The following is an 18,538-nucleotide window of genomic DNA, read 5'->3' as shown; positions in this document are numbered from 1 at the left end:
CCAATCAGGCGTGCTTTTCGAGCCAGGCAGAGATAACGCCTTCCAGCGCCTCGACCAGGGCTTCGTCTTCCAGCTCTTCGACAATCTCGGCCACGAAGGCATTGACCAGCATGGCGCGGGCCTTGTTCTTCGGAATGCCGCGCGCCATCAGATAGTAGAGATGGTTGCTGTCGATATCAGCGACAGTGGCGCCGTGGCCGCACTGCACGTCGTCGGCGAAGATCTCGAGCTCCGGCTTGACGGAGAATTCGGCATCGTCGGACATCAGCAGCGTATTGCAGGCCATGCGGGCGTCGGTTTTCTGGGCATCCGGAGCGACGCGGATCATGCCCTGGAAGACGCCGCGGGCGCGGTCGAACACCACGTTGCGGACGATTTCCGTCGAGCCGGTGTGCGGCACGTCATGGCCGAGCACCATGGTCACATCCGTATGCGTGTCGCCGCCGAGCAGGTTGACGCCGCGCAGCGCGAGATCCGCACCCTCGCCCGAAACCTTGATATGCAGCTCCTGCCGCACCAGCTTGCCGCCGGCATTGATGACGAACAGCTTCAGCTTGGCGTCCTGACCGAGATCGATGCGGATCTGGCCGAGATGCGTGTCCTCGGAGCCCTGCTCCTGCAGGATGATCCAGGTGACTTCCGCGCCCTTGCCGAGCTTGACTTCACTGACCGAAGAGACCAGCGCCGCAGCGCCCGGAACACCCTCGTGACGCTCGATCACGGTCGCCTTGGCGCCGGCACCGAAGGTCACGGGCAGTCGGCTGTGAATCTGCCCACCGGCATGGATGAACTGGATTTCCAGCGGCTGATCGAGTTCCGTGCCTTCGGGGAATTCGACGACATAGCCGTCGCGCACGAAGCTGGCATTGATGCGGCCGATGGCGTCATCGCTGCCGAGGGCTTCCAGGCCAACGGCGGCCGCGCCGCTCGTCAGGCTATCGACATAGCGGCTGACCGACAGGCCATCGACCGAGGTCTTGCCGGCGGCCTCGCCCTGCAGAACCGAAAGAACGGCCGAACCGGCAACGGTCGGCGACAGCGGCTCGACGCTACCCGTACCGAGATCCGTCGGAACAAGGCGCAGCAGGTTCTTGAAGTCGGTATAATGCCAAGCCTCGAAGCGCCGCGTTGGCAGGCCGGCGGTCTTGAGGTCATCAAGCAGGCGATCGCGAATGGCGAATACCTCGCCATCGCCCGGCAAGTCGCCAAGCTGATTGTTGTAAGCCTCGATCAGCGCCGTTTCCGCGGCTGTGAGGCGGGTCGTCGTCTGAACATTCATCGACGTATCCTTTCCGCCCCGATCAGGCCGCAGCACCGATGATGTCGGCATAGCCATTGGCTTCGAGCTCATGCGCCAGCGTCTTGTCGCCGGACTTGATCACCTGGCCCTTGTAGAGGACGTGAACGGTGTCCGGAACGATATAGTCGAGCAGGCGCTGATAGTGGGTGATGACGATCACGGCGCGGTCCGGAGAGCGTAGAGCATTGACGCCGTCGGCGACGATCTTCAGCGCGTCGATGTCGAGGCCGGAATCGGTTTCGTCAAGCACGCAGAGCTGCGGCTCCAGCAGCGCCATCTGCAGGATCTCGGCGCGCTTCTTCTCACCGCCCGAGAAGCCGACGTTGAGCGGACGCTTCAGCATGTCGGGATTGATCTGCAGCTTGGCGGCAGCGTCCTTGACGCGGCGCATGAAGTCCGGCGTCGTCAGCTCGGCTTCGCCGCGCGCCTTGCGCTGTTCGTTCATCGCCACCTTCAGGAACTGCATGGTGGCAACGCCGGGGATTTCGACCGGATACTGGAAGGCGAGGAAAATGCCCTTTGCGGCACGCTCGGCGGCGTCCAGCCCAAGAATGCTCTCGCCGTTATAAAGGATATCGCCTTCCGTCACTTCGTAGTCGTCGCGGCCGGCGAGGATATAGGAGAGCGTCGACTTGCCCGAGCCGTTCGGCCCCATGATGGCGGCAACTTCGCCAGCCTTCACGGTCAGGTTCAGACCACGGATGATCTCGGTGCCGTCTTCGGCGATGCGGGCATGCAGGTTCTTGATTTCAAGCATAGTAGAATCCTATCGAAGGAATGGGGTGCGGCGCGCCTGACGCGCCAGAATTAAATTCGTTCGGGCGTCAGCCGACGCTGCCCTCAAGCGAGATGCCGATCAGCTTCTGCGCTTCGACGGCGAACTCCATCGGCAGTTCCTGCAGGACTTCCTTGACGAAGCCGTTGACGATCAGCGCGATCGCCGCTTCCTCGGGAATGCCGCGCTGCAGGCAGTAGAACAGCTGGTCTTCGGAGATCTTCGACGTGGTGGCTTCGTGCTCGAACTGTGCCGTCGAGTTCTTCGCCTCGATGTAGGGCACGGTATGAGCACCGCACTTGTCGCCGATCAGCAGCGAGTCGCATTGCGTGAAATTGCGGGCGTTGGTCGCGCGGCGATGTGCCGAAACCTGGCCGCGATAGGTGTTCTGCGACACGCCGGCGGCGATACCCTTCGAGATGATGCGGCTCGATGTGTTCTTGCCGAGATGGATCATCTTGGTGCCGCTATCGACCTGCTGATGGCCGTTCGAAACCGCGATCGAGTAGAACTCGCCACGGCTGTCGTCGCCGCGCAGGATGCAGGACGGATATTTCCAGGTGATCGCCGAACCGGTTTCGACCTGCGTCCAGGAGATCTTGGAGCGATGGCCGCGGCAATCGCCGCGTTTGGTGACGAAGTTGTAGATCCCGCCCTTGCCGTGCTTGTCGCCCGGATACCAGTTCTGGACGGTCGAATACTTGATCTCGGCATCGTCGAGCGCAACCAGCTCGACGACAGCAGCGTGCAGCTGGTTCTCGTCGCGTTGCGGCGCCGTGCAGCCTTCGAGATAGGAGACATAGGCTCCCTCTTCGGCGATGATCAGCGTGCGCTCGAACTGACCGGTGTTCTTCTCGTTGATGCGGAAGTAGGTCGACAGCTCCATCGGGCACCGCACGCCCTTCGGCACGAAGACGAAGGAACCGTCGGTGAACACGGCCGAATTCAGCGTCGCATAGAAATTGTCGGTCGTCGGCACGACGGAACCGAGATATTTGCGCACCAGATCCGGATGCTCGCGGATGGCTTCCGAGATCGACATGAAGATCACGCCGGCCTTCTTCAGCTCTTCCTTGAAGGTCGTGACGACCGAAACGGAGTCGAACACCGCATCGACGGCGATCTTCGGCTTCTCGACGCCGGCAAGAATTTCCTGCTCGCGCAAGGGAATGCCGAGCTTCTCATAGGTCTTGAGCAGCTCCGGATCGACTTCGTCAAGCGACTTCGGGCCGGCGAACTTCTTCGGCGCGGCGTAATAGTGGATGTCGTTGAAATCGATCTTCGGATAGTCGACGCGGGCCCAGGTGGGCTCCTCCAGCGTCAACCAGCGGCGATAGGCCTCAAGGCGCCATTCCAGCATCCACTCCGGTTCCTGCTTCTTGGCGGAAATGAAGCGGACGATATCCTCGGACAGGCCTTTCGGAGCCTTGTCCATCTCGATGATGGTCTCGAAACCATATTTGTACTGGTCCACGTCGATCTGGCGAACCTGATCGACCGTTTCCTGGACTGCAGGCATGTCGTTCTCCAATCTCGCCGGATCCAAGGTCCGGCAGCTTGTCAACGTTGCGGCAGATTTATCTCTGCCCTCTATGTAGTCGGCCAAAAGGGACTTTTCAGCCCGCTTGGCAAGCGGAATTTTTCATTTCCGCGAAATTGTAAGTCGTCAGGCGACCGCATCCGCCGGTTTGCGCCGGCCGGCGATCCTGGCGAAGGCCGCAATCGCACGATCGACATCCTCTTCGGTCGTCGTGAAACCAAGCGAAATGCGCAGCGCCCCGAGCTTCGGATCGCAGCCCATGGCCGACAGCACATGGCTCTCGCCGACCTTGCCGGAGGAGCAGGCCGAGCCCGCCGAGATCGCCACGCCCTCGAGATCGAAGGCGATCTGCCCGGTTTCGGATTTCAGCCCCGGCAGGGTGAAGAAACTGGTATTCGGCACGCGCGCGCCGGCCTCGCCATGAATGATGACGTCGGGTGCGGCGAATTTCATGCCGTCTTCAAGCCGGTCCCGGAGCCTTGCGGCGGCGGCATTGCGGCTGTCGAAGTCGGCGGCTGCCGCAGCCGCGGCGGCACCGAAGCCGATGACGGCCAGGGCATTTTCCGTGCCCGAACGATGCCCTTTCTCCTGGCCGCCGCCATGGATCAGCGGCTTCGGCATCAGGATCTCGCCGCGCGAGATCAGGGCGCCAGCCCCCTTCGGTCCGCCGATCTTATGCGACGAGACGATCAGGAAATCTGCGCCGAGCTCGTTGATATCGAGCCGAACCCGGCCGGCCGCCTGAACCGCATCGACAACGAAAAGACCGCCCACCGCATGGACAAGCTTCGCCGCCTCCGTCACGGGCTGAAGGATGCCGGTCTCGTTGTTGGCAAGCATGACCGCCACCATCGGCAGCCCGTCGGCCCTGTCATGCGCGGCAAGCATCGTCTCCAACGCGGCGAGATCAACGATCCCATCCGGCGTGACCGGAACCTCGCTGATCCTGTCCTTGGCGAAACGACCGCCTTCGCGCACGGCCGGATGCTCGATCGCCGACACATAGAGATGGCCGATCGACATCGGCGTGCGGCCCATGCGGAATTCCGGTGTCAGCACCATGTTGGCCGCTTCGGTCGCGCCGCTGGTGAAAACGACATGCGCCGGCTCGGCACCCGTCAGGCCCGCGACCTGCCGGCGCGCGGCCTCGATCGCCGCCCGTGTCGCCCGGCCTTCGCCATGAACCGAGTTGGGGTTTCCATATAGATCCAAAGCATGCAACATGGCGTCACGCGCCGCCGGATGAAGCGGAGCGGTGGCATTCCAGTCGAGATAAAGGCGCGTTGCCGCCATAATCTTCTTCCTGCCTGACGAAGCCTTGTTAGGCCCGGCTCATTTTCCTTGAAATTTCAGCCGGGCATGCCTTATGACACGTTCCACAAACCGCTGAACAAGCAACGCGTGGAAGCCCGCATCAAGTTTCGAATTGTTCTAAACTGCGTTCTAGAAAAGATGAGCGCATTCGTCAAGTCAACTTGCTGCGTCCCGTATGGTTCGAACGCAGAAAAAGAAGAGCCGGAGTATCGATGCCCGAAGTAATTTTCAACGGCCCCGCAGGCCGCCTTGAAGGCCGCTATCAGCCCTCGAAGGAAAAGAGCGCCCCGATCGCGATCATCCTCCATCCGCATCCGCAATTTGGCGGCACGATGAACAATCAGGTCGTCTACCAGCTCTTCTACATGTTCCAGAAGCGCGGCTTCACCACGCTCCGCTTCAATTTCCGCGGCATCGGCCGCAGCCAGGGCGAATTCGACCACGGCGCCGGCGAATTGTCGGATGCCGCCTCGGCGCTCGACTGGGTGCAGAGCCTGCATCCCGATTCCAAGAGCTGCTGGGTTGCCGGCTATTCCTTCGGCGCCTGGATCGGCATGCAGCTGCTGATGCGCCGCCCGGAGATCGAAGGCTTCATGTCGATCGCGCCGCAGCCGAACATCTATGACTTCTCGTTCCTGGCGCCCTGCCCGTCCTCCGGCCTCATCATCAACGGCGATTCCGACAAGGTCGCCCCGGAAAAGGACGTGAACGGTCTCGTGGAAAAGCTGAAGACGCAGAAGGGCATCCTGATTACCCACAAGGTCGTCTCAGGCGCCAACCATTTCTTCAATGGCCAGGTCGAAACGCTGCTCGGCGAATGCGAGGATTACCTCGACCGCCGTCTGAACGGCGAACTGGTGCCGGAGCCGGCCGCCAAGCGCATCAGGTAAGAGGCCAGCCTCCTATCGCGACATTGCGAAACTCGGACATGGAAGCCCGTCGATCACCATCGGCGGGCTTTCTCGCATTCCGATCTTTTGCAAGACCCGCTGCGAGGCGACATTGTCCGGATGGGTAAAGGCAATGAACCGGCGGGCGATGCCGCGCCTGAAAAACCAGTCGGCAAGCGCGCCGGCGATTTCGGTGGCGTAGCCGTTACCCCAGGCTTCGCGGCGGATCGAATAGCCAAGCTCGAACTCCCCGCGCCCACTCTCTTCCTCAAATCGCGAAAAGCCGGCGCGACCGATGAAACGGCCGTCTTCCCGCCTCAACATCTTGTATTTCGTCACGCCATCGCGAGCCTGCTCGGCAAACCAGGATTTCAGCCGCTCCTCCGCCTTCTCCAGCGTCCAGGGCGCGGCGCCGGACAGATAGCGCGTCGTTTCCATCGTCGCATGCAGCTGCCGAATCAGCGCGGCGTCGCCACTGTCCCACATGGTCAGGATGAGGCGCGGAGTCTCCAGAATGATCGTGTCGCCCATGTGTGATCGCTTTCCCATCTGCTGAGCCTTGCAGAGTCATTCAAGCACAGCATTGCAAGCCGAGGAAGGGATGCCGAGCATGGCCAATCCCGTCAACGAAACCGGATGCAGCCTCACCGATCAGTGACATGCCGGCAGGCCGGGCGCTCCACATTTTTTCTTGGCCGGCGGCTTTTGCGCGACCGCCTGCGGCGGCCTCTTTACCTGCTGCACGACCTTGGGCTGCGGCCTCGGCTGAGCTTGCGGCTTGGTGATCGGCGCTTTCGCCTGCATGGCCATGCGCGGCGGGTTTGCCTGATGTACCGCCTGCGGTGCGGGTTTCTGCCTGGAGGCCGCGACAACATTCATACGCCTTGGCGCTGCCGAGGCAGAATGCGACGGCTGGCTGGCGTTGACGACCGGTCTGGAGGGAGCCTTCGCGACGACAGACGCGGCGGAGGGGTTTGCAACCTGACCATTAGCGGGCTGCTTGGAACCCGTTGCTGCGCTCTGTCCGGCATTCGGGCCAGTCTGTGTCGGCGGAATTCTTTTCGGCTGGACCTGGTTTTGGGTAGCCTGCGTTTTTCCCACTGGCGGCAAAGGCTGTCCCTGCATGCCGGGAAGCGCATGAGCATTGGCATTCGCTCCCTGCCCGACCGGCTTTGCGGCAGCCGATGCCGGATTATTATGAGGCGCGTTGCCAGGTTGCGAAGCCTGGAGCTGCTTTGGCTGACCTTGCGGCTGATTGACAGGCGCTTTGCCAGCCGATGGCAGAGGCTGTCCATGCGTACCGGGAAGAGCATGCAAGGCGGCATTCCCGGTCTGCGGCTGCGTGACCGGCGCGGTACCATTTGCCGGCGCCTTGGCCGTAGCGACCGGATTCTGCTTTTGCAGGATCGCAGCCTTTTTCTGCACGGAGGGCGGCAAGGCGACGTGGAGCGCCGCGGCACCTGCCCCGGCGGCGACAGCCGTTCCCGCCAGCGTCTGTCCCGCCGTCGGGCCTGGAGCCGTGGGCGCAGCCTGATTGACGGTCGTGTTATTGACCGTCGTGCTGTTGTTGATGATCGTGTTGTTCACGACCGTATTGTGGATGTTGTTGAAGATGATGTCGTTCTGCGGCGGTGCCACATCGCGCGACGGCCGGACCCATTCGGGCACGGGAACGAAAACCGGAGCCGGCAGGACATAGAGGTCGACCGGAGCCGGCGGCGGCGAAAGCACGACGAAATCCGGTGGCGGCGGTGCCAGGAAGACCACCGGCGGAGGCGGTGCATAGCCGAAATCGGCATCGTCGAAATAAAGGACGGGCCGATCGACATAGACGATCTCTGCCGGCGGAGGCGGCGGCACGTCATACTCGATGACCGTGAATGACGGTGGCGGCTCCAACGCGGCTTCAAGGTGCTCGAGACGACGGCGGGCGTCCCAGACATGTGGGCCGCGCGGATAGCGCCGCAGATAGGACCAATAGGCTTGCGGCGTATCGGTCATCCACGTCTCGCGCCAGGTGATCGCCTCGCGGCGGGCTGCGATGATCGCACGCACGCGCCGTGCCATCGAATCGTTCGGATAAGCAGCCAGGAAATCCTCGTATCCTTGCAGCGTATCGCGGTCGAGCGCGGCGAAATAGGCATCCCGCTCATCGAAGTCGCGGATGGCTTTCGTGCGGATCACAGCGCTATCATAGCTGGAAACCTGGGCCGGGGGCGCATCGGGGCCGCGGTCGAAAAATGTGAAGGCGCCACCGAATTTGGAGGCATCCCACGATATCTGCGCACCCTTGGTCAAATCGCCGACCCTGAGGCGCGTGCGGTCGAAGACCTCGCCAAGCGAAAGACCGCCGACGCGCATCATTTCCGCCAAGGCATGCGCATAGGCGCCATAAGGTCCCGCTTCCTGCGGCGCGACGGTGCCGGGTGCGGCATTGAACGCGATCAGCTGATTGGCATCCGGTTCGACGAGCGCCAGACCGCCGGCAAGAGGCTGGTTCGTCTGGGCAAACGGATTGGCCCTGGCACCATCGAGAACGACGATGCTGCCCTTGTTCCCGATCGCCGCCAGCGATCGGGTAAAGTCGGAAATGCGAATGGCCTCAACGGGAACATCGGTGGCGTTGGCGATCTGAGCATCGATGGGAACGAAATAATTGTCCCCCTGATATTGCAGCCCGTAGCCCGCCAGATAAACGAAGGCCAGGGTGTCGGGCCCGGAGGAACTTGCCTTCGCCAGAAAGTCCCGCAGGGCATCGCGCAGGCCGTTCTGGTCGAGATCGCGCGCGCCGATGACATCGAAACCGGCAGCCTGCAAGGTCTGTGCGATCAGGCCCGCGTCATTCGCAGGCGTCGGCAACGCACCTGCCTTGTAGGCGGAGTTGCCCACGACCAGCGCTATTCGCTTCTCTAGGGGACTTTGCGCTTCGGCCGGGCCGGCAACAACGGCGCCGGCCAGAACCAATATGATGGCAAACCATGCCCAGATCGTCTTTTTGGATGACAATCCCATCATCGAAAACAAAGGTGACATACCGGTTTCTTTCACGAAACATGAGGCACACACGGGATCAACGATCAATGACTAGGATTTGATTTGGGCGAATGCGCGGCGCATTCCCGGCGGCTTCGGGGCGATGTTACGGTCTATTCACGTTGAGAAGCGCCCGTTTACAAACTTGGCTCCACCAAAATGGTGACGAACCGCCAAATCGGTGCTAAACGCGCCGCGACGTTCAACAACAGCGATTTCGCTGCATCTTCCATCAATGCGGCTTCGAGAGACCAAGATCATGGCTGAGTTCAAATCCGATTTCCTGCGTACCCTTCAAGAGCGTGGCTTCATCCACCAGATTTCCGATGAAACCGGCCTCGACGATCTCTTCGCCAAGGAAACCGTGACCGCCTATATCGGCTTCGATCCGACGGCGTCGAGCCTGCATGCCGGTTCTCTGATCCAGATCATGATGCTGCACTGGCTGCAGGCGACCGGTCACCGCGCCGTCTCGCTGATGGGCGGCGGCACCGGCATGGTCGGCGATCCCTCCTTCAAGGACGAAGCCCGCCAGCTCATGACGATCGATACGATCGAAAGCAATATCGCCTCGATCAAGCGCTGCTTCTCGAACTACCTCACTTACGGCGACGGCCCGAAGGATGCGTTGATGATCAACAACGCCGAATGGCTGCGCTCGCTGAACTACCTCGAATTCCTGCGCGATGTCGGCCGGCATTTCTCGGTCAACCGCATGCTGTCCTTCGACAGCGTCAAGACGCGGCTCGATCGCGAGCAGTCGCTGTCCTTCCTCGAGTTCAACTACATGATCCTGCAGGCCTACGATTTCGTCGAACTGGCGAAGCGTTACGATTGCCGCCTGCAGATGGGCGGCTCGGACCAGTGGGGCAATATCGTCAACGGCATCGACCTCGGTCACCGGATGGGGACGAAGCAGCTCTTTGCTTTGACATCGCCCCTGCTCACGACCTCTTCCGGCGCCAAGATGGGCAAGTCCGCCACCGGCGCGGTCTGGCTGAATGCCGACCTGCTGTCAGCCTATGACTTCTGGCAATACTGGCGCAACACCGAAGATGCGGACGTCTCGCGCTTCCTCAAGCTCTACACGACACTGCCGATGGACGAGATCGCGCGGCTGTCAGTGCTCGCGGGATCGGAGATCAACGAGGTCAAGAAGATCCTGGCGACGGAAGTTACCGCCATCCTGCATGGCCGCGACGCCGCCGAACAGGCAGCCGAAACCGCACGCAAGACCTTCGAGGAAGGCGGCCTTTCCGAGAACCTGCCGTCCATCGACGTTCCCGCCTCCGAACTCGACGCCGGCATCGGTCTCTTGTCGCTGATCGTGCGCGCCGGCCTGGCCGCATCGAACGGCGAAGCCCGCCGCCATGTCCAGGGCGGCGCGGTACGCATCAACGATCAGGCGGTCAGTGACGAACGCAAGCTGATCGGCAGCGGCGAGATCACCGCCGACGGCGTCATCAAGCTCTCGCTCGGCAAGAAGAAGCACATTCTGGTGCGCCCGGCTGCTTGAGTAGAAACAATGTGATGACACGCAAAGCCGGCGTCCTCGCCGGCTTTCTCGTTTTGGCAATGTCAGGCTGCCAGCTCAGAACTCGAAAATCTGCCTGAAAACACCCGGCGCGATGATCGACAGCGGGTTGATCTGCATGCTCGATTTTTCGATCGTGCCCGTGAGCCGGAAGGTGATGCCGATCAGGCCGCGATCGCTGCCGTTGCCGAGGATGAAGCCGACGATCGGGACTTCGGCGAACAGGCGGTTCAGGCCATAGGCGGGCATGAAGGTGCCGGTCAGGTCCATCTTGCCGTTGGCGTCCTTCAGCATGCCCTGGAAGGTCGCCCCCACCTGCGCTCCCCGCACGACGCCGTTTTCCACCGACAGTGCACCGTCGCGCAGCACCAGCCGCGCGAAACCACGCTCGAAACTCTGCGACTGCGTGTCGATATTCTGTTTGACGGCGGCGTTCAGGCTCTTGCCGTTCTTGCCGCTCGGCGTCGAAACGATGGTCGAAAGCTTCTTTTCGTCGATGATGGCAAAGTTGCGGATGTCGAGTGAACCGTCCCAATCGTCCGGCCCGGTGGAGCGCAGGGAGAGGTTGAGCAACCCACCCTTCAGATGCTTGTAGAGATCGGTGAAGCGCGCCACCGCGCCGGCATCGCCGCTGGTGATACGGATGGTGCCGCTGCCGGCGCCCTTGCTCACCTGGCTGACGACCGCCTCGCCGCTGCGGGTGACGCCGGAAAAGTCCACCGCCACGATGCGCCCGCCGGAAACGGAATAGACGCCCTTGAGATTGCCGATCGACTCGTCGTTGAAACCGATGACCTTGTCGAGATTGGCGCGCACGGTCGCGCTCGACGAATCGTCGCCATTGCCGCCGCCGCTCTTGCTCGTCGATGTCTTCAGCCGCGCCAGAACCGGCCTCAGATCCGCCGAATTGCCCGAAACGGATATGTCGTAGGCACCTGCCTTGCTGCGTTTGACCGATAGCGCGAAATCATCGAGCGCCGAGAGCTTGACGCTGCTGAAATTGGCCGATGACAATCCACCCTTGCTCACGACGAGATCGCCGCTGACGCCGAAACCATCCCCTTTCAGCACGAAATTCTTCAGCGCCGTCTGGCTGTCCGGGCCGGAAGCCTCGAATTGCGCGGTCGCCGGAATGCCGCTGCCCTTTGCCCAGCCGACCCAGGGCACCGTCAACGCCGCCTTGCCAAGATCGACTTTCACGCCCTGGCGGTCGTCATCGATGCGCGTGAGTTCCACCTTGACCGGACCGCTGAGGATGTCGTTGAGGCCCGGTATCACGGCCGTGCGCTGCGCATCCGTCAGTGTGGCCGTGATCACCCGGCTGCGCTTGGCCGGTGACTTGTCGTCGGTCGGCTCGACCATGTCGATCTGCGCGGGAATGCCGTCGATCAGCGCCTGCGTCTGCAGATGCACCGATTGAGGATCGGCGTCGATCTCGCCGTTCAGATCGGTAATTTTCCGATTGTTCATCGGCTTCAGAAGATCGACGTCATCAAGCCGCAGATTCGCCTTCCAGACCGGCGGCGGCGGCTTCTGGTCGCTGATCAGGCCGATCGTCGCCTCGACATTGGCCTGGATCTTGCCGTTGAAATTCTCCGGCTTGAACTCGGTGCGCTGCAAGACCTGCAGCGGCTTGTAGGTAAGCAGCTCGCCGATGGCGTCGCCGGTGCCGGATATTGCGAGGTCGAGCTGCGCCATCAGCGGCTTGTCATAGGCGGACGGGATCGAGAAATTGCTGTCCTTGAGCGTCACCGACCGGCCCGTCGGGAAATAGGATGTGCTGTTGGCGATATCGATGCTCATGGTCGGACCGGTCAGGTCGAAATGCGCCTTCATATCCCGCAGCGGCGGAATTTCGCCGGGCACATCGAGGCGTGCGCCATCGATGTCGAAAGCGATATGCAGCTCGTTCTTTCCGAGTTGCAGCTTGCCGGTCTGCGCCGCCGCCCGCAGCCGCCCAGCGGGAATGAAGACGGAGATGACCGCATTGGTGACCGTGCCGCCGAAGAGATTGCTCTCCACCCAGACGCGAGGCTTGGAAGCCATCCAGAATGGCCAAAGCTGCTTGATCGCGGTGGTATCCAGCTTGTCGGCTCGACCGCCGAAGCTGATTTCCGGCGAGCTGTCGCCGAGCTTCATATGCAGCGAACCGAACAGCGAGCCGAGCGGCGTCGAAACGCCGAGGTTGTCGAATTGCAGCTCCTTCGTTGCCGACAGGAAGCGTCCGGTCGCCTGTCCGTCGAAGCTGACCGGCTGCTCGCCGGAGATCGACGAGGCCGCCGTGCCGCCCCGGATCAGGAAATCGATGCCGAATCCCTTGCCGGCATTGGCATCGATGCGATCGAGATCGATCAGGGCGCCCGAGAAAGGGACGATCGTGCCGACGAACTGCGCCTTCGATTGCTCGATCTCAAGCGTCTGGCGCCTGAAATCATAGGCAAGATTGATGTTGGCCTGCGTCAGATCCTGCGGATCGCGATCCATGTAGAGCGTGCCGGGCTTCACGTCGATGGAAGCGCTGAGTTTCGGCTCCGTGCCGGCATCCCCACGAATGGCCGTCACCGTCATGCCGGCGAAACTCATGATGCCCTGTCGCGGCGTGCCGTTCTGGTCATAGACCATCGTCACCGGCTTCAGATCGAGATTGGCAAGCTTGGCGACCAGCGAAGAGCTGCGGCCGGCCTCCCGCTGGTCCGCGACCACGTCAAGCGTCGCGACGGAGCCATTGACGGAAACCTCTCCGTAGAGATGCAGCCCCGTCTGTCCGCTGCGTTCGAAGGTGAGATTATCGACCACGAGCGAGATCGGCTCGCCCTCCTGGCGGGCCAGCTTGACCGCGAAGCCGGAAATGCGCACCGAGTTCGTACCGCCGCGCTCGACGAAACGTTCGAGGAAATCGAGATTGTCGAAGGCCGAATTCAGCGCCTGCGGCAGGGCATCGACGCGCAGCGTCGTTATATCGATGGGATCGCCTTGCGGCAGAAGCGAGGTATCGAGCGCGATACCCTCGGCCGCAACATTCGCCACCTCGACGCGACCCTCGACCAGCGCCAGCGGATCGAGTTCCATGCTGACGGACGACATGGTCGACAAATGCTTGCCGCTCTCCTGATCCACCACGTTGACGTCATGGGCCTCGAGCGCCAGCCGCAGGCTCGGCGTGAAGCGGATCACCGTCGAGCCGACTTCGGCCTTGTAGCGCGGCCCGATGGCCTGATCGAGCGCCTGTTGCGCCTTCTGCGAGAGCGGTTGATCGAAGATGCCGCCCTCGATCGAGGCGACCACCGCGCCGACGATCAGGGAGAGAAAGGCAATGAAGACAAAGGTGATGCGGCAGACATGCCATACATGCGAACGCTTGCGACGGGTCGTTTCCGGCACATGCACGATCAGGGGATCGTCGACTTTGGCAGAAGGCAAGTGGTCGAGCGGGACAAGATCCTTCTTGCGGAATGTAATCTTTTCGCCTCGGATCACTCCCGTGCGTCCCTTTCGTTTTTCGTAATTTTGTTGGTGACGCTGCGTCCGATGTGGACGGCATACCGGTACAGTATATATGCGTGAAACCTAGTGTCATCCAAAATCCCGGCGAAAGAAAGGTTTTCCCGTGACCAAAATCCCAGCGGTTGAATTAGAAATCGGCAACGTAGCCCCGGATTTTGATCTTCCCCGCGATGGCGGCGGCCGCGTGCGCCTGGCCGATTTTGCCGGCAAGCCGCTGGTGATCTTCTTTTACCCCAAGGACAACACCTCCGCCTGCACCGCCGAATCGGTATCCTTCACCGCCCTGGCTGCGGATTTCAAAAAGGCCGGTGCCGCCATCCTCGGCATCTCGCCGGATTCGGTCAAAAGCCACGACAAGTTCGTCAAGAAATATGAGCTGGGCGTGCCGCTTGCCTCCGACGAAGAGAAGGCTGCGGCCGAAGCCTATGGCGTTTGGCGGGAGAAGAGCATGTACGGCAGGACCTATATGGGCGTCGTCCGCTCGACCTTCCTGATCGGCGCCGACGGTCGCATCGCGCGCATCTGGGACAAGGTCAAGGTGGCTGGACACGCCGAAGAGGTGCTGGCCGCCGTCGGGGAGCTCTGAGGCCGATGACGACATCGGTTGAAATCGAGACAATCACCTCGCTGCGCGGCGGCGCCATTGCCGCCATCCGCTCGGCCGATCTCGACCGCAAGACGACGCTCGCCCAGGAGACGGCCACCCGCTGGTTCGCGCGCACCCTGTCCCTGCGCTCGCCGCTCGATCCGCCGCTGGCCGATCGCCCCGGCCGGCCGGAAAAGCCGGAGCTGGTTCCGCCGAAGCATATGAAGAAGCGGTCGCTGCATACGCTGAAGGGGCGTATCGCGCTGCTGCATGCCATTGCCCATATCGAATTGAACGCGGTCGACCTGGCGCTCGACATCGTCGCCCGCTTCGCCACGGAATCGGTGCCCAATTCCTTTTTCGATGGCTGGATGCAGGTCGCCTTCGAAGAAGCCAAGCATTTCAAGATGGTGCGCGCGCGCCTGCGTGATCTCGACGCCGATTATGGCGACTTGCCCGCCCATGACGGCCTCTGGCAGGCGGCGCATGCGACCCGTACGGACCTGACCGCCCGCCTCGCCGTCGTGCCGCTCATTCTGGAGGCTCGCGGCCTCGACGTGACGCCGGCGCTGCAGGCGAAGATGCGCGAGACCGGAGATTTGGAAAGCGCTGCCGTGCTCGACGTGATCTATAATGACGAGAAGGGCCATGTGGCGGTCGGCGCCAAGTGGTTTCGCTTTCTATGCGCCAGAGAACGGCGCGATCCTGCCCGTACCTTCCAGGAATTGGTGCGCGCCAATTTCCGCGGCTCGCTCAAGGCGCCGTTCAACGATATCGCCCGCGCCGAAGCCGGCCTGACCCCTTCCTTCTATCGTTCGCTCACCTCCACAAGCAATGCCTAACATATTAAGCCGCAAGAGTTTTTCCCTTTTCTGAGGGTCTCGCGTAAAGCAATCATTAACCATAAACCCGTCTAATCTCCCGTGGATGTCAGGATGCGTCGGTTGGGAGATTCTCGGTGACGGCCAAGGCTCAAAACAGGGTTTTCGGCAGGCGGAAGGCGCATCACACGATCATCGTGGCGAGCGGTGATACCGTGCGTCATATGACTGTCCGCCCCTGGATGGCGGCACTTGCCATCTGCCTCGTCGGCGTCTTTTCCCTCGGTTACCTGCTGGCGACATCCTATCTCGTGCTGCGCGACGACCTCATCGGCGCCACCATGGCGAGACAGGCGCGCATGCAATATGACTACGAAGACCGTATCGCCGCCCTGCGCGCCCAGGTCGATCGCGTCACCTCCCGTCAGCTGCTGGATCAGCAGGTGGTCGAAAGCAAGGTCGACAAGCTGATGGAACAGCAGCAGGCGCTGACCTCGCGCCACGGCAAACTCGACGCGCTGCTCGATCGCGCCGAAAACTCGGGCTTGACCGACAAGAGCCCGGATGCGGCAGCCGGCAGCGATCGCGCCGGCAAGGGCGATCATGCGGAATTGACCGGCGACCTCAGAGCCATCGACAAGCTGCTGTCGGGCGGCAAGCCCGCCGACGCCACCCCGGATAATTCCACCCTCGCCTATGTCCCAGCCCCCGAGACGGTCGCCGACCGTGCCGACAGGGTGTTTTCCAAGGTGACCCTGTCGCTGAAGCATATCGAGCAGGATCAGCTCGCCCGCGTGCGGCGCCTGACGGCGGGCGCTTCCGACACGGCGGATCAGATCCAGTCGATCATGCAGAATGTCGGCGTAAAGCTCCCGACGGTGAATGCCGCGATCGCCGATAGGCAGAATGGTCCCGACGATGGCGACGAAGGTGTCGGCGGCCCCTATGTCGCGCCCGAAAATGTCGACCGCTTCGAGCAATCCATGGCCGACCTCGATACGGCCCTGACACGCCTGGAGCTGGTGCGCGGCGCGGCTGAAACCCTGCCCTTCCGCAATCCCGCGCCGGGCCGGCTGATCACCAGCCCCTTCGGCAATCGCAAGGACCCGTTCCTCGGCAAATTGGCGCTGCACACCGGCACCGATTTCCACTTTAGCCCTGGCGAGCGGATCAGGGCGACCGCGCCGGGCAAGGTCGTATCCGCTGGCTGGACGGGCGGTTATGGCAATATGGTCGAGATCGATCATGGCGACGGCATCTCGACACGTTACGGCCATATGGAGCAAATTCTCGTCCGGGTCGGAGACGCCGTCAAATCCGGCGACACCGTCGGTTTGGCGGGCAGCACCGGCCGTTCCACGGGAACGCATCTCCATTATGAAGTACGCGAGAACGGCCAACCGATCGACCCGATGTATTTCATCAATGCCGGCACGAAACTGGCAGGTTATATCAGCGGCCTCGGCGCAATTTCGCCACGGGAATTGTGACAAACGAGCAACAAAGATGGCGCTAATCTAAAAATTGCGTTATGAAAGGCCATCAAGCTTACTGAAGCGCCCGCTTTCCTTGACTTCGCGGGTATTTGGTTCTATGTCGCGCTGCATTGCGGCACGCAGTTGCGTGTCGAGTCATAAGTGTTCGACCGAACCGGAACGGAAACAGTTTTCCCTTTGACAACATTTGCTGACCTTGGCTTGAGCCAAAAAGTCCTTTCCGCGGTGACAGACGCGGGCTACACGACGCCGACTCCGATCCAGGCCGGTGCCATTCCCTTTGCGCTGCAGCGCCGCGATATCTGCGGCATCGCCCAGACGGGTACGGGCAAGACCGCGTCCTTCGTCCTGCCGATGCTGACGCTGCTGGAAAAGGGTCGCGCCCGCGCCCGTATGCCGCGCACGCTGATTCTCGAGCCGACGCGCGAACTTGCCGCGCAGGTTGCGGAAAATTTCGAGAAGTACGGCAAGAATCACCGCCTGAACATCGCCCTGCTGATCGGCGGCGTGTCCTTCGAAGATCAGGACCGCAAGCTCGAGCGTGGCGCCGATGTGCTGATCTGCACGCCCGGCCGCCTGCTCGATCATTTCGAGCGCGGCAAGCTGCTGATGAGCGCCGTCGAGATCTTCGTCATCGACGAAGCCGACCGTATGCTCGACATGGGCTTCATCCCGGATATCGAGCGCATCGCCAAGCTCATTCCCTTCACGCGCCAGACCCTGTTCTTCTCGGCAACGATGCCGCCGGAAATCCAGAAGCTGGCCGATCGCTTCCTGCAGAACCCGGAACGCGTCGAAGTCGCCAAGCCGGCATCGACCGCCAAGACCGTGACGCAGCGCTTCGTCGCCTCGCATGGCAAGGATTATGAGAAGCGCGCCACGCTGCGCGATCTCATCCGCGCCCAGACGGATCTCAAGAACGCGATCATCTTCTGCAACCGCAAGAAGGACGTCTCGGACCTCTTCCGTTCGCTCGACCGCCATGGTTTTTCCGTCGGCGCACTGCATGGCGACATGGACCAGCGCTCGCGCATGACCATGCTGCAGAACTTCAAGGACGGTAATATCAAGCTTCTGGTGGCCTCCGACGTCGCCGCCCGCGGCCTCGATATTCCCGATGTCAGCCACGTCTTCAATTTCGACGTGCCGATCCATTCGGAAGACTATGTCCATCGCATCGGCCGTACCGGCCGCGCCGGTCGCTCGGGTGCTGCTTTCACCATCGTGACCAAGCGCGAGACCAAGCACACCGACGCCATTGAAAAGCTGATCGGCGAGACTGTCGAATGGCTGAACGGCGATCTGTCGGCCTTGCCGCCGGCCGAGGAAAGCCGGGACGATGACCGCTCTTCCCGCCGTCGTGACGGCAAGGGCAAGGGCCGCGACCGGGATCGCGGCCGTGGGGGCCGGAGCGCCTCGAGTCATAAATCTGATAACGACGCCGGGGATAATGGCGTCGAAACGATCGAAGCAGCACCAGCAAAGGCCGAAAGCGTGAGAAACGAGCGCAAGTCTGAGAACAACAAGTCCCACAACGGTTCTCGTAACAATCACCGGCCCTTCCCCGCTGCCAACGATGACAATCGTGAGCGCCGCAATCGTTATCGCGACCACGACGACGGTCCGACGCCGGTCGGCTTCGGCGACGACATCCCCGCCTTCATGCTGATCGTTGCCAACGCCAAGGCCTGACAGCCTCTGACGACTCGCATATCCACAGATATGCGAGTTGCAACTGCGGTCGG

Annotated in this window: 13 protein-coding genes; 6 read left to right on the top strand and 7 right to left on the bottom strand. The window is 61.8% G+C overall.

Features of this window, described 5'->3' with window-relative positions:
• Positions 1-4: 4 nt before the first annotated feature.
• From sufD to FHX11_RS03490, 4 genes are all read right to left on the bottom strand, one after another.
• A complete protein-coding gene (sufD, locus tag FHX11_RS03505; RefSeq protein ID WP_184355079.1) occupies positions 5-1,279 on the bottom strand; it encodes a Fe-S cluster assembly protein SufD in 1,275 nt (424 codons plus the stop codon).
• 22 nt (positions 1,280-1,301) lie between these two features.
• Positions 1,302-2,057: a Fe-S cluster assembly ATPase SufC gene (gene sufC / locus FHX11_RS03500; protein WP_184355077.1), complete on the bottom strand. Its 756-nt coding sequence runs from the start codon at positions 2,055-2,057 to the stop codon at positions 1,302-1,304.
• A gap of 67 nt (positions 2,058-2,124) precedes the next feature.
• Positions 2,125-3,594, bottom strand: coding sequence for a Fe-S cluster assembly protein SufB (gene sufB / locus FHX11_RS03495; RefSeq protein WP_184355074.1), 1,470 nt, complete (start codon positions 3,592-3,594; stop codon positions 2,125-2,127).
• Positions 3,595-3,741: 147 nt separating this feature from the next.
• Positions 3,742-4,908: a cysteine desulfurase family protein gene (locus FHX11_RS03490; RefSeq protein WP_184355072.1), complete on the bottom strand. Its 1,167-nt coding sequence runs from the start codon at positions 4,906-4,908 to the stop codon at positions 3,742-3,744.
• Positions 4,909-5,141: 233 nt separating this feature from the next.
• On the opposite strand from FHX11_RS03490, the gene FHX11_RS03485 reads away from it, so the two are divergent.
• Positions 5,142-5,819 (top strand): alpha/beta hydrolase, encoded by a 678-nt coding sequence (locus FHX11_RS03485; protein WP_184355070.1) that lies wholly within the window; start codon positions 5,142-5,144, stop codon positions 5,817-5,819.
• A gap of 12 nt (positions 5,820-5,831) precedes the next feature.
• Here FHX11_RS03485 and FHX11_RS03480 read toward each other — a convergent pair whose 3' ends face one another.
• Positions 5,832-6,350, bottom strand: a complete 519-nt coding sequence (locus FHX11_RS03480) for a GNAT family N-acetyltransferase (protein ID WP_184355068.1) — start codon at positions 6,348-6,350, stop codon at positions 5,832-5,834.
• Positions 6,351-6,470: 120 nt separating this feature from the next.
• Complete coding sequence (locus FHX11_RS03475) at positions 6,471-8,831, bottom strand: caspase domain-containing protein (RefSeq protein ID WP_246780899.1); 2,361 nt, start codon at positions 8,829-8,831, stop codon at positions 6,471-6,473.
• Between the two features lie 280 nt (positions 8,832-9,111).
• On the opposite strand from FHX11_RS03475, the gene tyrS reads away from it, so the two are divergent.
• Positions 9,112-10,368, top strand: coding sequence for a tyrosine--tRNA ligase (tyrS, locus tag FHX11_RS03470; protein WP_184355065.1), 1,257 nt, complete (start codon positions 9,112-9,114; stop codon positions 10,366-10,368).
• Between the two features lie 75 nt (positions 10,369-10,443).
• On the opposite strand, the gene FHX11_RS03465 is transcribed toward tyrS, so the two are convergent.
• A complete protein-coding gene (locus tag FHX11_RS03465) occupies positions 10,444-13,863 on the bottom strand; it encodes a DUF3971 domain-containing protein (protein ID WP_184355063.1) in 3,420 nt (1,139 codons plus the stop codon).
• Positions 13,864-13,993: 130 nt separating this feature from the next.
• Between FHX11_RS03465 and FHX11_RS03460 the strand changes: the two genes are divergently transcribed.
• The 4 genes from FHX11_RS03460 to FHX11_RS03445 all read left to right on the top strand — a co-directional run bounded on the left by FHX11_RS03460 (position 13,994) and on the right by FHX11_RS03445 (position 18,485).
• Positions 13,994-14,476 (top strand): peroxiredoxin, encoded by a 483-nt coding sequence (locus FHX11_RS03460; protein ID WP_184355061.1) that lies wholly within the window; start codon positions 13,994-13,996, stop codon positions 14,474-14,476.
• A gap of 5 nt (positions 14,477-14,481) precedes the next feature.
• Entirely contained in the window at positions 14,482-15,318 is an 837-nt protein-coding gene (locus tag FHX11_RS03455) for a ferritin-like domain-containing protein (RefSeq protein ID WP_184355059.1), read from the top strand.
• Positions 15,319-15,434: 116 nt separating this feature from the next.
• The gene (locus tag FHX11_RS03450) at positions 15,435-16,787 is read left to right on the top strand and encodes a M23 family metallopeptidase (protein ID WP_184355057.1); all 1,353 of its coding nucleotides are present in this window, start codon (positions 15,435-15,437) and stop codon (positions 16,785-16,787) included.
• A gap of 183 nt (positions 16,788-16,970) precedes the next feature.
• A complete protein-coding gene (locus FHX11_RS03445) occupies positions 16,971-18,485 on the top strand; it encodes a DEAD/DEAH box helicase (RefSeq protein WP_184355055.1) in 1,515 nt (504 codons plus the stop codon).
• Positions 18,486-18,538: the final 53 nt, after the last annotated feature.

The organism is Rhizobium sp. BK602 (assembly GCF_014195095.1).
Taxonomy (GTDB): domain Bacteria; phylum Pseudomonadota; class Alphaproteobacteria; order Rhizobiales; family Rhizobiaceae; genus Rhizobium.
This window is presented reverse-complemented; position numbering and strand designations above follow the sequence as displayed.

Coding starts and splice junctions, on each gene's coding strand:
- sufB (WP_184355074.1), bottom strand. CDS start 3,594: ATGCCTGCAGTCCAGGAAACGGTCGATCAGGTTCGCCAGATCGACGTG.
- FHX11_RS03485 (WP_184355070.1), top strand. CDS start 5,142: ATGCCCGAAGTAATTTTCAACGGCCCCGCAGGCCGCCTTGAAGGCCGC.
- tyrS (WP_184355065.1), top strand. CDS start 9,112: ATGGCTGAGTTCAAATCCGATTTCCTGCGTACCCTTCAAGAGCGTGGC.
- FHX11_RS03490 (WP_184355072.1), bottom strand. CDS start 4,908: ATGGCGGCAACGCGCCTTTATCTCGACTGGAATGCCACCGCTCCGCTT.
- FHX11_RS03475 (WP_246780899.1), bottom strand. CDS start 8,831: ATGGGATTGTCATCCAAAAAGACGATCTGGGCATGGTTTGCCATCATA.
- FHX11_RS03455 (WP_184355059.1), top strand. CDS start 14,482: ATGACGACATCGGTTGAAATCGAGACAATCACCTCGCTGCGCGGCGGC.
- sufC (WP_184355077.1), bottom strand. CDS start 2,057: ATGCTTGAAATCAAGAACCTGCATGCCCGCATCGCCGAAGACGGCACC.
- sufD (WP_184355079.1), bottom strand. CDS start 1,279: ATGAATGTTCAGACGACGACCCGCCTCACAGCCGCGGAAACGGCGCTG.
- FHX11_RS03480 (WP_184355068.1), bottom strand. CDS start 6,350: ATGGGCGACACGATCATTCTGGAGACTCCGCGCCTCATCCTGACCATG.